Raw genomic sequence first — 13,118 nt, 5'->3', positions numbered from 1 at the left:
CTGCTGTTGGAGCTTCCACAGGCGGGGAAGACGGTGGGCCAGCGCTTCAGGGAGACATCCAGAAAAACGTCCACGCCTTCATTGACGCCGAAGGGACAGACGCCGCCCACGGCGTGTCCCGTGCGCTCTTCGACTTCCTCTGCGGGAACCATGCGCGCCTTTTTCACGCCAAAGGCGTTCTTGAACTGTTTCGTATCGACTTTGGCATCTCCGGCGGCAACGATAAGCAGGGTGCGCTCCCCGTTGAGAAAGGAAAGCGTTTTGGCGATGCGGCCAGGCACCGTGTGCAGGGCTTCGGCGGCAAGCTCCACCGTGGCGCTTGAAACCTCGTGTTCCTGGATGAGAACATCCTTATTCCAGCGGCGCAGGTGCTGCCGCGCACGTTCGATGGACATATTCGCCCCCCAGAAGCGGGTTCGGAAACAGGCGGAAGGAAAGAAGGCCGCAGTCTACCCTGTGACGAGCATCCAGATGGCGTACCAGCGCAGCACATAGGCGGCTGCGGCAAGCAGGCCCAGGACGGAAGCGGCCTTCCCGAGGATGGACAGGGTGGGCTGCGGGTGCTTTGCGGCGGAACGCCACAGACCGATATTGGCGATGAGCATGTAGAAGGCAATGGCCAGCGCCCAGATGACCAGCGCCGTGCAGTCCTTCGCTCTGCTCAAGTCCAGCAGGGGAAAGAGCAGATAGGAAAAAAGCAGATCTCCGGCCAGAGGTACGGAGAGACAGAACAGCCAGAAGGTCAGGGTGAGGGAATATTCGCCGTTCAGCAGACGCCGGATAAGGTTATCTCTTTTCTGAGGCGCCGCTTTCTGGAACAGGGAGACGGCACGCTGGAAATTACCTATGGTTTTTTTGGAAAAGGGCATAGGAGATCCTTGGCAGGTCACGGGTTGATGAACTGATGGAGAGAGGGCGGCAGCTTGAGATCTAGTTCTATACGTTTGGGCTGCGAGCCTTCACGTCCGGCAGGCAGGTCGAGCGAGTAATGAGGAGCAGCCAGGTCGCCCTGGATGCGCACAGGGAAGGCGGAGGAGCCGGAAACGCGCAGCATTCCCCCCGCAGCGATGGTTCTTTCCGGCAGATCGATGTTTCCCGAACAGTTCAGCGAGAGCCGCGGTGCTTCCATCGCAAAGGTGTTCAGGGTCATGATGCCCCTCTGGACGTCGAAGGAGCAGAAAAGGCGGTCGAGTTCGCCGGAGTAGGAAAAGATTTCCCTGAGCGGCAGGTCCGAGGGCAGCAGACTGAACGACGTCTGCGCCTTGGCCGAGGAGAGGCTGCCCTTGCCGTTCAGCGAAGAAAGCCCCCGGATGCTGTTGAAGGACAGGGAGGCGTTGAGCGTTCCCCTGCCGGAGACCAGCGGATCCGTCATCACGATGCGGCAGAGTTCAGCCACGTTGGTCTGCGGCAGACTGAGGTGCATGGAGACCAGAGCGGAAAGCGGTGTGCTGGGAAGCAGCCGTGCGGTAAGGGAAGCCGTCATGGGGCTGCCCAGCAGTATGCCGGTAAGCGGGTTGAACTCGTAGGTTCCGTTTTGCCCGGTCATGCGGGCGCGTACCTGCTGGAGCGTGAGCTTTTTCCAGGTGACCTCATCGGCTGAGATCTGGAGGTTGAGCCGCGGCCAGCGCCGGAAATCCCGCGGTGTGGCACGGGAAGCCCTCCCCCCTGCCGCAGGTGTCTGATAGGAAGCCAGATGGACGTTGCCGAACTTGAGTTCGCCGCTGATGTCAAAATGAGGCAGCGTTGCGCTGAGCCGCCCGGCGAAGGTCATATCGTCGGCCTTGCCCTGAATGGCGTTCATGTGCAGGAGATTGCTGACCCAGCGCAGTTCCGTGCTGACTTCGACTTCCTTGAAGCATTCGTCATCGGCCAGAGGCAGAGGGCGGTTCAGAATTTTCGCCACTCGCTGGGGATCGCCGCTGACCGCAAGCCGCAGTGAGGCATCGGCCTGTTTGGTGTCCTGATAGAGCCTGGCAAGTGAGGCGATGCTGCCGGAAGCCGTGACGGAAAGTTCAGGGCCCTGAAAATGGAGCTGTGAAAGCGTCAGCCCCGAGGAGGCGAAGTCGTATTCCAGGCCGCCGGACAGGGAGACGTGTTCCTGAAAGGGCAGGCCGTGTTCCGGGGTGAGCTGCGCCTTTGCGATGGTGAAGGCAGCCTTGTCCTTCGTGAACAGCGCCGTACAGCGCAGATCCACGGAGGCGCGGAATTCGGGGCTCTCGCCGGATACCATCGTGTGCAGATTGAAATCCGTATCTGAACCTGGGTGAACGTTGCTGGCACTGAGCGAGAGCGGCGCGAGTGTGACGGAGGACTGATCGGGCTGGACGAGCCGGATCTGTCCGCGGCGGACAGTGATGTTGTCCGGGGCGATTTGCAGGGTGCGGAGGATGAAGCGGACGATCTCGTCCGGCGGACGGTAGCCCACATCCTTCTTGAAGGTGTTGAGATTCTGCCACAGGGCGCTTTGCACCTGCAGCGTCACGGAAAGGTCGTCCACGGAGAAATTTTTGATGCGGAAATGGCCGGTGAAGAGCGCGTGGGACGAAATCTGCACCGAGGCGCGGCTGAAGCTGATGTTCAGCGCTCCGTCGGGGCTTTCCCAGGAGCCTGCGCCCAGTTCCAGACCGCGGTTGGGGAAGAGCGTGATCTCCGGACGTGTCTGGGTGACGAGGGGCGCGCCGGTGCTTTCTTTGACGTAGGCGTTGAATCTGTCGATGAGGATGTCGCTGTTCGTTGCCAGAAGCGCAAACATGCCTCCTACGGCGAGGAGGATAAGGAGAACGAGGGCTAACAGCAGCTTGCGCAACATCGGAACATCCAGAAGAGGGGTATGGGTCAGCATAGGCCGAAAAGGCGTTTCGGGCAAGCCCTCCGCAAGGCTTTTAAACCAGCTCGGTGCCGCCTGACGGAGAATGAGGCGTTCTGAAAGCGCATCCCGGCAGGCAAGGCGTTGCGTATGCCGCGGCGGATGAGGAGAGCCTGTTCCATAGAGCCGCTGAAGGAGAAGGCAGACGGGGCAGGGCGAGTGAAGAAAGACTGCGTCATGGCACGTTCGTCACCTGCCTGTGGCAGGGATAGGGGGGAGGCGCTTTTCAGGGCCAGTTTCATGGGCCACGCAGCGCACCGTATTCCCCTCGCGCACGGGGACAAAACCATACTGATCTTTTCCTTCGGCGTCCTGATGGAGTATTCCCCTCGCGCACGGGGACAAAACGGTGCAGGCTTTGCCGAAGGTGCGCAGGAAGCGGTATTCCCCTCGCGCACGGGGACAAAACTCGAGTATCTGCTGGACGTTGCCGTTGGTCTCAGTATTCCCCCGCGCACGGGGACAAAACCAGTTATGGCATTCCAGAAAGTTGTCGGACTGAGTATCCGTTCACGCACGGGGCAGCCCTGCTGATTTCAGATTTTCCCCGCACGGCGGCTCAGACGTCACAAAGTCTCCTGCAGCGCCGGAGCGCCGGCATGGGGAAGAAATCCGCCCGCAAGCGCCGCGCATTCCCTCCACAGAGGGCAAAAAAAGTTTGTTGAAAACGATTTTCATTTCTGCTAAAAGGGCTTCGTCACCTTGCCGGGTGGCCATTGAATCCTGGAGGTTTCCATGCAGGGTATTGCCGTCGGAATCATTTTTTTGCTGGCTCTGGTCTATGTCGTCCGCCATATCCGTCGTTCTGTCGCGGGCAGGGGCGGCTGCGGGTGCGGCTGTTCCTCGTGCGGCGGCGGGAAAAAGGCTTCCTGCTGCGGCACGCAGCTTCAGCCGTATGCGAAGACTGATAAGCGCTGAACGCCGCTCCGCAGTCGTTCCCGGAGCGTAAAAAAATTATGAACGGAGCGTCTTCCCTTTTTTGACAACGAACCTATAGTTTCAAAAAAGGAGAATACGCCTTATGAAGACGCTGACGCCCCGGCAGATCGTGGCCGAACTGGATAAATATATCGTCGGACAGGAGCAGGCCAAGCGCATGGTTGCTGTGGCCATACGCAACCGCTGGCGCCGTCAGCAGCTCGACCCCGCCCTGCGGGATGAGATCGCGCCCAAGAACATTATCCTCATGGGTCCGACGGGTGTTGGCAAGACCGAGATCGCCAGGCGTCTGGCAAAGCTCACCGGCGCGCCGTTCATCAAGGTCGAAGCCACCAAATACACGGAAGTGGGCTACGTGGGCCGGGATGTGGAATCCATGATACGCGATCTCATGGAAATAGGCATCAAGCTGGTTCGCGACGAAGAGGGCCAGCGCGTTGCAACGCAGGCCGAAGCTCAGGCCGAAGATCGCCTTATGGAACTTCTGCTCCCGGGCAGCGGGCTTGACGCCTCCCGCGAGGGCACGCGGGAAAAGATCCGCAAACTGTGGAAGCTGGGGCATCTGGACGACCATGAAGTGGAGATCGAAGTCACCGAACAGTCGCCGCAGATGGACATGTTCGCGATTCCTGGCATGGACAACGCCTCCCTTGGCAGCCAGATGAAGAGTATGATGAGCCGCTTCATGCCGCCGAAGACGAAAAAAAAGCGCATGAAGACCAGAGCCGCCTACGACATTCTGCTGCAACAGGCGCGGGATGCTTTGATAGATGACGACCGCATCATCGAGATCGCCCGTGAGCGCGTGGAACAGAGCGGCATCGTGTTCATCGACGAAATCGACAAGATCTCCGGCGGCGCGGGCCAGCACCGCTCCTCCGATATTTCGCGGGAAGGTGTGCAGCGCGACCTTCTGCCCGTGGTGGAAGGCTGCGTGGTCAATACCAAGCACGGCATGATCCACACGGATCACATCCTGTTCATCGTTGCGGGGGCCTTCCATTTCAGCAAACCTTCCGATCTCATCCCCGAACTTCAGGGCCGCTTCCCGTTGCGCGTGGAACTCCAGTCTCTGGGCAGCGGCGAGTTTTACCGGATTTTGACGGAACCGCACAATTCCCTGCAAAAGCAGTACCGCGAGCTTTTGTCCACCGAGGGCGTGCAGCTTGACTTCACCGAAGACGGCCTGCGCGAAATTGCATCGTTTGCGGAGGACACCAACGCACGTCAGGAAAATATCGGCGCTCGGCGGCTGTACACCATCCTTGAGAAGATCCTTGCGGACATTTCCTTTGAGGCGCCTGAACGCAGAGGCGAGCACGTCGTCATTGACAAGGACTATGTGGCCGGCCGTCTGGAAGACGTGAAGAAGGACGTGGATCTGCGCCAGTTCATCCTCTGATGCTTCCCCGCCTGAGGGAAGTGTGTCTTGAGAAAAACGAGGATCCGGGACATGGACAGACTCGCCATGTTTCGGATCCTTTTTTCAGTCTTTTTTCCGAACACTGCGCTTTTATGGGGTTCGAAACAGGATGGAGGGCAGCCACAAGGCTATCTGCGGGAAGACAGTGAGCAGGAAAACGAGAAGAAGCATGGCGAAGAAAAAAGGAATGACATTGCGGAAAATGCTGGACATAGGAATATCGGTAGCGACACTGCTCAGGGCGAAAACGTTGATTCCCACGGGGGGAGTGATCTGCCCTGCTTCCATGAGGATGACGACGACCACGCCGAACCACACCGGATCGAAGCCCAGTTCCGTGATGGTGGGATAGATGGCGGGAAGGGTAAGCAGTATCATGGGGATGACGTTCATGAGGCAGCCCATGACAATATAGAATATGACGATGGCGGCGAGGAGGATGTAACGGTTGGCGTTCAGACTGACCACGGCATCAGCAAGGTCGTAGGGCAGAGCCGTGGCCGCGAGAAAGGCACCCAGAATACTCACGCCGATGAGTATGAGCAAAAGCCGGCCAGTGACGTCCACCGTGGATTCGAGAGCCTTGAGGAAGTCGTTCAGAGAGAGACGGCGGCGGCAAAGCGCGTAGAGCAGGGTTCCGGCCGCGCCGACGGCTCCGCCTTCGTTCGGGCTGAACCAGCCCATGAGGATGCCGCCAAGGATGAGGAAAATCAGGGCGAGCATGGCGAAAATGCCACGGAGGGAGCGAATTTTTTCCATAAAGGTAGAGGATTCGCCACAAGGGGAACATTCTGGATGGCGGTGAGCGATGAAGAGCAGCACCGAAATGAACATGAGGGTGAGCAGAATGCCCGGAACGATACCGGCCACGAAGAGTTTTCCGATTGAGACCTCGGTGACGAGAGCATAGAAAATGAAGCCCGTACTTGGCGGAATGAGTATGCCTAGGGTTCCACCTGCGGCCAGAGTAGCGCAGGCCAGACCGGGCGAATAATGTTTTTTGCGCATTTCTGGCAGTGCGACAGAAGCCATGGTGACGGCTGTAGCCATGGAGTCGCCCGACACAGCGGCAAACCCCGCGCAGCCGCTGACTGTGGCGATGCCAAGTCCGCCGGGTAGCCGGCCGAGCCATATGTTGGCGGCGTTGAATAAATCCTGACTGATGCCGCTGTACATGGCCAATTCACCCATGAGGATGAACATGGGCACTACGGTATAGGTATAGTTTGAAGCGACGGTATAGGGATTGACCCCCAGCATGGAGAACGAAGCCCTGAAATTCGGGTAAATAACGAGCATACCGATGTAGCCCATGAGCGCCATGGCAAGGCCTATGGGCATACCCAGCAGGATGCAGGCCATGAGAATAACCATGCCAAGGGAGCCGAGCAATGCGTAGCTGTCCGCCACGCTTGTGCCGCGTACCAGGAACGGCAGTGAGAGCAGCAGGAGACTGAGCACTATGCCGCAGAGGAAGGTGAAAGGCATGTGCTTCGCCAGAATGTGCGCCGTGACAGACAGAAAATTTGCAAACAGGGCAAGGGCAAAAAGGGCACAGCCCAACGCTCCATACAGGATGAAGGGCGCAAGGGGAACGCTGAGCATGCCGCTGAGTTCATTGTTGGCGTATTTGGCGATTCCGTTGCAGCAGACGCACCAGGCGACAAGGCAGAACAGCAGGAAAGGGCAGAGCGTGGAAACGATCTCCAGAGCGTCCCGCACTTGCGGAGACAGGCGTTCAGTGAGGAGGGTGACGCGGATGTGAGAGCGTTCATCCTGAATGGAGCCGAGAGTACTGAAGACCAGGATGACCATGCAGAACTCGACAAGTTCCATGGCACCGAGAAGTGATTTGTTGAAGAAAAAACGGCAGAAAACATCCAGAACGGTGGGTATGACCATGAGGCCCGCAGCCAGAACGGAGAGCTTGCGAAAGGCTCGGTTAACGCTTCGGGACACTGCAGTCAGACGATAAGCAGCTTGTTCCAGACTGGAACCCATGGTCATACCTCATGTTCTCAGTTTGCAGAGGATCCGGCGAGTTCAGCCGTGACTTCAGCACCGGTTTTGCGTACCTGCGCGAGCAGCGCTTCCGCATCACTGCGGGAAACGCCCAGAGCTACGACCTTGTCGATCCATGCCTTGTCCAGTGGTTCGCAGGCTTTGACCCAGCGTTCATACTCTGCCGCGTCCAGCGTGTGGAATGTGGCACCGGACTTGGTCAGCAGTTCCTTGCCGGCGATGTCTCCGTTGTCCATGGTTTGAGACATGCGCATGGCCCATTTTTCATCACAGCAGGTGCTTTCGATGGCCTTTTGGATATCCGGGGGGAAACTGTCCCATAGCTCCTTGTTGATGCCCACAAAGCGGACATCCTTGCACAGGCTCACCATCGTGACATGCTTGATGAGATTCTGAATCTTGATAGAACCGGAAGCCAGCAGGGAGAATAGTGCCGAGTCGGCCGAGTTGCGCGACAGCGTCATGTAGATGTCCGGCAGCGGAACGGTGATGGGATTGGCGCCCAGCGACTGGACGGCATCAGCAAAGGGTTTGCTCAGGCAGGTCATGCGCAGTCCTTTCATGTCCTCAAGCCGTGTGACGGGCTTCTCCTTGGTCAGTACCTGCATGGAGCCGCCGCCCCAGTAGCCGAGTACCTTGACGGAAGCCATTTCTTTCTGCAAGAGGGGCGATGACTGGAGTGTACGCCATGCAGTTATGCCCTGCGCCGTGGAGTTGCCCGTAATCAAAGGCAGCAGAAAAACGTCGTGCAGCGGAAAACGCCCGGAATTGCGCGCGTGATCTATGGCTCCCATGTCTATGGCGCCGCTTTCGATGGAAGTGACGATTTCCGAGACAGGGCAGATGGTGTTGGGGGCAAAGTAACGAATCTTTACCTGTCCGTTGGTGGCCTTTTCGATTTCCTTGAGCCACGGCAGCAAGCCGTTGGCTACGCTGGGGTGAGCTTCAAAGTCCGAACCGGTGAAGCGCAGGTTCCATGTTTTTGCCTGTGCCGGCTGGGGCATGGTGAAGCAGAGTGCCATAGCTGCGGCCAAAGCGATGAGAAAACGTTTGTTCATAAGACCTCCGGTTTCTTGAAATGACGGGAAAGAAACGCCAGCCCTTCCCGGTAAGACGGAAGGGCAGAAATAACTGGGGTCAGAGTACTGCGGCGGCATCGTAGCCCGATGCTGTGGCGTCAGCCACGGTGCCGACCTTGCGGCAGTCGCCTGCGTGGATGACATCGAAAGCTAGACCATCAAAGCGGCGAGCCTCATCGCTCATGGGTTTCATGCCTGCGCAGATTACCACGGCGTCGGCCGGAAGAACGCTGCTTCCTTTTGGAGTTTCCACCACCAGCCCTTCATCGTTGATCTCGAGGCAGCGTGTAGAGGTATGCACAGTTATGCGCGGATCGTTGTCCAGGAGATACATGGTATGGACACGTTCGGTATAAATGCCGTCGGGTGCCAGAATCGGGGCCATTTCTACGAGATCCGCAGCGTAACCAAGGTGGGAAAGTTGGAGCGCCACTTCGCAGCCCACCATGCCGCCGCCCACGATGGCAATGCGGCCGTTTCCGAGTTTTTCCCGTTCCTGCCCCAAAATTTCCATGGCTGTAAACACGTTGCTTCTGTCTAGGCCGGGAATGGCGGGGCGGATGGGAATGGCGCCCACGGCTACGATAACGGCATCTGGTGTTTCTGCGGCGACACGTTCGGGCGTGGCCTCTTTGCCAAGACGCAGGCGTATGGCAGCCTTGCGAAGCTGGATCTCAAGATAACGGCGGTAGCGCTCCATGTTGTCTGCCTTGAACCACATAGCCGGGGCGTAGGTTGCCAGCTGACCGCCCAGAACGTCAGATTTTTCAAAGAGCGTCACTTCGTGTCCTCGTGAGGCCGCAGTGATGGCTGCGTTCATCCCCGCGACACCTCCGCCGATGACGACCACCTTTTTTTTGCTGCCCGCCGGCGGCAGGTCGAGGCGGCACTGGCCGTTGCCATGGTATACATTCACCGCACATTCTGCACGCCTTGTGGTGGTAGGGTATTCATCGAAAATGTCGGCAATGTTGTGTACGCTGGTGTTCCGTTTGCCTAACGGAATATCCAAGCAGTGCATACAGCGGATACAGGGTCGAATATCTTCGGATCTGCCGCAGCGGGCCTTGTTAGCCCAATCGGGATCCGCGATCCATCCGCGTGCCATAAGGATATAGTCCGCCTTACCTTCCGCAAGAGCCTTTTCTGCAAATTCAGGAGTGTCTATGCCCCCCAGTGTGCCGATGGGAATGTGGATATCCGGCGTATTCTTCACTTGTGCAGCCAGGTGCACATTATGGCCTTCCTCAATGAAATGTGTTGGGTGCATGATGGCGCGGCTGAACGGTACAAAGCGATTTCCCGTAGAAATGTGGATCAGACTGGCATAATCTTGGAGCATACGCACATTTTCTATGGTGTCTTCGATTTTGATGCCTTCAGGCACGCACTCATCTCCGCTCAGCCGGACTTCGATGAGAAAGTCCTTGCCCACGACTTTGCGTACCCGTTCGATGACCATGAGCGGAAAACGCATGCGATTTTCTACACTGCCGCCATATTTGTCCGTTCGCTGGTTCAAAATGGGGGACAAAAAGCCGCCCATAAGCCAGCCGTGACCATAATGGAGCAGAATCATGTCGAAACCCGCACGTTTGGCCATGTTTGCGGCCTTGCAGTAAATATGTGCAACATAGTCCATGTCGTCCTCGTTCATGGCGCGGACATGGACGCCGCTGGGCATGGTTCTTTCCATGGCGGACATGGGATCGCTGCCGTCGCCGAAGCCAGGCATGGCAAAGTGGCCGCTATGGTTGAATTCTATGGATGTTTTTGCGCCGAAAATGTGACAGTATTCATTATAGGTGTTGTATGCCTTCAGGCATTCTTCATCAATAATGTTCAGATGACTGTCGTGAGCTGCACTGTTCACCCTGTCCAGCAGAGATTCACCCATGTGTACGGCGCCAGCACCGCCTTTGGCAAAGCCTCCATAATAACGGAGTCCCTCCGGTGTCAATAAATTGTTTACCCCGGCGGAAAATGGCGTGTGCGTCGGAGCCACAAAAATGCGGTTTTTGAACGTGGCATTGCCGATGGTGAGAGGCGTGAACAGATTGGGGTAGAGCTGCTTGTAAACCGGGGAACTCATGGGTATACTCTCCTTGTTGAAAACGGCATGATGGCCGGGTCAACCTTTTGACCGCATTGTCTTTTAGTAGCAGGATCGGAAAGGCGCGCATAGGAGAGGAATGTTGTTACTAGTTACAGTCAAAAGGCTGTATTGTATAATATATTGATATTATATTATAATTCCGTATTTTTCCGATGCTGGCTTAGCGTTTTTTTGCGGAACGTTTGCCCTGAATGACTTAGACAGGAGTGCGGTTCTCGGAATGACCATACGGCAGTTCAAGTATTTTTTGAAAATCGTACACTGCGGCTCCATCAACAAGGCTGCGCAACAGCTTGACATAACGCAGCAGTCTCTGCTTGCCGCCCTGAATTCCTTGGAAAAGAGTCTCGGTTTTAGCCTGTTCAACCGTTCCAAATCCGGCGTGGCGCTGACCGCACGCGGGCAAGCCATCTTAAGTGATGTGCAGCAGATCGTTGATATCTGCGGGCGCTGGGACAGCCTGCGCGACTGCGATGCGGAAGTCCGTATGCCAGTGCGGCTGGTTGGCACCTCATCCATGATCAATTTGATTTTGGACAGAGCCGTACTTTTTCTCAAGGAACGCTACCCCAACGTTGCCGTTGAGCTGAATGAGCGAAAAAAAGGCGAGCTTATGCAGATGGTAAAGGAGGAACCCATGATCGGGCTGTGCGGAGCCATCCCCCCGGACGAGCTGGATGATATCCGTGCGGCTCTTGAAAAAAACGGTCTGAGCATCGAGGTGATGGGCGAGGACGACTACGCCGTGATTATCAACAGCGGTCATCCGCTGGCCGCAGGAACAACGCTGACCGTGGAGCAGCTTCGTGAGTTTACCGCTGCTCTTTACCCTCGGGACGATCACAGCAGCTTTTTTTACAGCAAGATTTACCAGTATTTTTCTCGTGGGCACGCGCCTTATTATGGAACGAAGCAGGAAAGCTTGCTCAATCTTGTGCGCAGCGATGCCGGAGTCGCTGCTGTTTTTCCACGCAGCGTTGTCAAGAATCCCAATATCCCTTCGGGGAGCCTGAAAGCCCTTTTTGTCGAAGGCTGCCCCATGCCCGGACTGAACTGCCTCATTTATCCGCATCAGCACCTGCTTTCCCCGGTGGAAAAAGCTATTCTCGACAGCCTGCGTGACTCTTATCGCGAGCTGCGCGCGTAGTAAGCCAGAGCGGGGAAGTCCCGAAAACCTGCGGGAGATCCGGCCTGTGCCGTGAAAAAAACAGAACTGCCTACTTGCGCAAGGCGGGTTCGGAGTTATTTTTTCCGGCGAGCGGCATCCCCGCACCGCACGACTTCGAAACCGTGAGGGAGCCGTCATTGGTTTCACCTGTTTCACGCGGAAAAAGCCGCGTTCGGGAGTTCATAGCCATGCACAGAAGGATCATCCGTATCCATGAAGAAGCCTGTACCGGTTGCGGACTCTGCGCCGCCGCCTGCCACGAGGGCGCCATAGTCATGCAGGGCGGCAGGGCGCACCTGGTGCGCGACGATTACTGCGACGGGCTGGGCGACTGCCTGCCCGCCTGCCCCGCCGGGGCCATCTCCTTTGATTTTCGCGAGGCCGGAGCCTACGACGAAGCAGCCGTCAAAGAGCACCTGGAGCGGCAGGGGCGCACACTTTCCGCCGGAGCTGGGGAAGACGGGAAGAGCGAACTGCGCCAGTGGCCGGTGCAGATCAAACTTGCGCCGCTCACTGCGCCGTATTTCCAGAACGCCGACCTGCTGGTGGCCGCCGACTGCACGGCCTACGCCTTTGCCGGATTCCACCGCCGCTTTCTGCGCGGCCGCGTGGCGCTCATAGGCTGTCCCAAATTGGACGGCGTGAACTACGCCGAAAAGCTGGGTGAGATACTGCGCGGGAATAGTGTGCGCAGCGTGACGGTGGTGCGCATGGACGTGCCCTGCTGCGGCGGCATGGAACAGGCCGTGCGCGAAGCCGCAGCCCGTTCCGACCGGGACATCCCCCTTGAGGTGGTGACCATAGGACGCGGCGGCAGCATTCTGCCTTCAAACCCTGCGCTGCGTCCTCTCTGCGGAACGCCGCAGCCTTTTGCGGGAAAAAGCGCTGCCTGTGAAAAAAACGCTTGACGGCCTCTGTAAAAACGACTAAGAACATCCTTGCAACTGCAGGTTGCCACCTTCCCCGATAGCTCAATAGGCAGAGCGGGTGACTGTTAATCACTAGGTTGGCGGTTCAAGTCCGTCTCGGGGAGCCATATTTGGCTCTGAAGAAGAATCCCAAAGTCCAATAACGCTTTGGGATTCTTTGTTGGTTAAACGCCCCCCAGCTAGGCTGGGGTTCAAAAAAACTTAAAGTTATAAGTATGTTATAAAAACTCCTTTTGATTTGCTAAGAAAGAGGTGCGGTCTGACAACTGCATCAGAAGCAAATCAAAAGGAGGTCACGATGAGTGACACGAAGAAATTATCGCATACGAAGCGGAACTGCAAGTATCACATCGTTTTTGCGCCGAAGTATCGCAGACAAGTTTTCTGTGAAGGCGCACGAGAAATGAGAACGTGCCGGAGCATGTTCTGCTTCGGCACGTTTTTGGTTAAAAGCCCCAGCAAGGGCTGTGGGTCAAAAAACTTTGGGGCTGTCCTAGGCAAGAAAAAAGAGCTAGGATAGCAGCATGTATGAAAGACGCAGCAGACTAGATAGTCGACAACAGACCGAACTTATAA

Annotated in this window: 11 protein-coding genes, 1 tRNA gene, 1 pseudogene and 1 CRISPR repeat array; of the genes and pseudogenes, 6 read left to right on the top strand and 7 right to left on the bottom strand. The window is 57.0% G+C overall.

All coding sequences use genetic code 11. From position 1 onward, the window contains the following. From Q0Z94_RS09095 to Q0Z94_RS09080, 4 genes are all read right to left on the bottom strand, one after another. Window positions 1-395: YbaK/EbsC family protein (locus tag Q0Z94_RS09095; protein ID WP_298068973.1), on the bottom strand; the 395-nt coding region annotated here is incomplete at its 3' end. A 54-nt stretch (window positions 396-449) separates the two neighbouring features. Further along, window positions 450-869 carry a hypothetical protein gene (locus tag Q0Z94_RS09090; RefSeq protein ID WP_298068971.1) on the bottom strand — a complete coding sequence of 140 codons (420 nt, stop codon included), beginning with the start codon at window positions 867-869 and terminating at the stop codon, window positions 450-452. A 17-nt stretch (window positions 870-886) separates the two neighbouring features. Next, on the bottom strand, window positions 887-2,809 hold the full coding sequence (locus tag Q0Z94_RS09085) for an AsmA-like C-terminal region-containing protein (protein WP_298068969.1): 1,923 nt from the start codon (window positions 2,807-2,809) through the stop codon (window positions 887-889). Between the two features lie 316 nt (window positions 2,810-3,125). Beyond that, window positions 3,126-3,335: direct repeats of the CRISPR family, unit length 28 nt; unit sequence GTATTCCCCTCGCGCACGGGGACAAAAC. 41 nt (window positions 3,336-3,376) lie between these two features. Further along, on the bottom strand, window positions 3,377-3,661 hold the full coding sequence (locus tag Q0Z94_RS09080) for a hypothetical protein (RefSeq protein ID WP_298068967.1): 285 nt from the start codon (window positions 3,659-3,661) through the stop codon (window positions 3,377-3,379). On the opposite strand from Q0Z94_RS09080, the gene Q0Z94_RS11870 reads away from it, so the two are divergent. Both Q0Z94_RS11870 and hslU read left to right on the top strand, forming a co-directional pair. After that, window positions 3,602-3,784, top strand: coding sequence for a FeoB-associated Cys-rich membrane protein (locus Q0Z94_RS11870; RefSeq protein ID WP_366517599.1), 183 nt, complete (start codon window positions 3,602-3,604; stop codon window positions 3,782-3,784). The genes Q0Z94_RS09080 and Q0Z94_RS11870 overlap by 60 nt on opposite strands. Before the next feature lie 103 nt (window positions 3,785-3,887). Next, complete coding sequence (hslU, locus tag Q0Z94_RS09075) at window positions 3,888-5,207, top strand: ATP-dependent protease ATPase subunit HslU (protein ID WP_298068965.1); 1,320 nt, start codon at window positions 3,888-3,890, stop codon at window positions 5,205-5,207. 111 nt (window positions 5,208-5,318) lie between these two features. Here hslU and Q0Z94_RS09070 read toward each other — a convergent pair whose 3' ends face one another. From Q0Z94_RS09070 to Q0Z94_RS09060, 3 genes are all read right to left on the bottom strand, one after another. Next, window positions 5,319-7,229 (bottom strand): TRAP transporter large permease subunit, encoded by a 1,911-nt coding sequence (locus Q0Z94_RS09070; protein ID WP_298068962.1) that lies wholly within the window; start codon window positions 7,227-7,229, stop codon window positions 5,319-5,321. 17 nt (window positions 7,230-7,246) lie between these two features. After that, complete coding sequence (gene dctP, locus Q0Z94_RS09065) at window positions 7,247-8,308, bottom strand: TRAP transporter substrate-binding protein DctP (RefSeq protein ID WP_298068961.1); 1,062 nt, start codon at window positions 8,306-8,308, stop codon at window positions 7,247-7,249. 79 nt (window positions 8,309-8,387) lie between these two features. Continuing rightward, a complete protein-coding gene (locus Q0Z94_RS09060) occupies window positions 8,388-10,421 on the bottom strand; it encodes an FAD-dependent oxidoreductase (protein ID WP_298068959.1) in 2,034 nt (677 codons plus the stop codon). Between the two features lie 244 nt (window positions 10,422-10,665). Between Q0Z94_RS09060 and Q0Z94_RS09055 the strand changes: the two genes are divergently transcribed. The 4 genes and pseudogenes from Q0Z94_RS09055 to Q0Z94_RS09040 form a co-directional block, all read left to right on the top strand. Then, the gene (locus Q0Z94_RS09055) at window positions 10,666-11,592 is read left to right on the top strand and encodes a LysR family transcriptional regulator (RefSeq protein ID WP_298068957.1); all 927 of its coding nucleotides are present in this window, start codon (window positions 10,666-10,668) and stop codon (window positions 11,590-11,592) included. A 209-nt stretch (window positions 11,593-11,801) separates the two neighbouring features. Next, window positions 11,802-12,521 carry a 4Fe-4S binding protein gene (locus tag Q0Z94_RS09050; protein WP_298068954.1) on the top strand — a complete coding sequence of 240 codons (720 nt, stop codon included), beginning with the start codon at window positions 11,802-11,804 and terminating at the stop codon, window positions 12,519-12,521. A gap of 52 nt (window positions 12,522-12,573) precedes the next feature. Then, window positions 12,574-12,649, top strand: a tRNA-Asn gene (locus tag Q0Z94_RS09045). A 191-nt stretch (window positions 12,650-12,840) separates the two neighbouring features. Continuing rightward, window positions 12,841-12,927, top strand: a pseudogene (locus Q0Z94_RS09040) (IS200/IS605 family transposase); the annotation flags it as partial. Window positions 12,928-13,118 lie beyond the last annotated feature (191 nt).

The organism is uncultured Mailhella sp. (assembly GCF_947631555.1).
Lineage (GTDB): Bacteria > Desulfobacterota > Desulfovibrionia > Desulfovibrionales > Desulfovibrionaceae > Mailhella.
The sequence above is the reverse complement of the archived record's forward strand: the minus strand, read 5'-3'. Positions and strand labels throughout refer to the sequence as shown.

What these genes read in the sequence shown, in the direction of transcription:
- Q0Z94_RS09080 (WP_298068967.1), bottom strand. Translation starts at nt 3,661, where the DNA reads ATGGCGGACGACATAGACCAGAGCCAGCAAAAAAATGATTCCGACGGC.
- Q0Z94_RS09085 (WP_298068969.1), bottom strand. Translation starts at nt 2,809, where the DNA reads ATGTTGCGCAAGCTGCTGTTAGCCCTCGTTCTCCTTATCCTCCTCGCC.
- dctP (WP_298068961.1), bottom strand. Translation starts at nt 8,308, where the DNA reads ATGAACAAACGTTTTCTCATCGCTTTGGCCGCAGCTATGGCACTCTGC.
- Q0Z94_RS09070 (WP_298068962.1), bottom strand. Translation starts at nt 7,229, where the DNA reads ATGGGTTCCAGTCTGGAACAAGCTGCTTATCGTCTGACTGCAGTGTCC.
- hslU (WP_298068965.1), top strand. Translation starts at nt 3,888, where the DNA reads ATGAAGACGCTGACGCCCCGGCAGATCGTGGCCGAACTGGATAAATAT.
- Q0Z94_RS09060 (WP_298068959.1), bottom strand. Translation starts at nt 10,421, where the DNA reads ATGAGTTCCCCGGTTTACAAGCAGCTCTACCCCAATCTGTTCACGCCT.
- Q0Z94_RS09055 (WP_298068957.1), top strand. Translation starts at nt 10,666, where the DNA reads ATGACCATACGGCAGTTCAAGTATTTTTTGAAAATCGTACACTGCGGC.
- Q0Z94_RS11870 (WP_366517599.1), top strand. Translation starts at nt 3,602, where the DNA reads ATGCAGGGTATTGCCGTCGGAATCATTTTTTTGCTGGCTCTGGTCTAT.
- Q0Z94_RS09090 (WP_298068971.1), bottom strand. Translation starts at nt 869, where the DNA reads ATGCCCTTTTCCAAAAAAACCATAGGTAATTTCCAGCGTGCCGTCTCC.
- Q0Z94_RS09050 (WP_298068954.1), top strand. Translation starts at nt 11,802, where the DNA reads ATGCACAGAAGGATCATCCGTATCCATGAAGAAGCCTGTACCGGTTGC.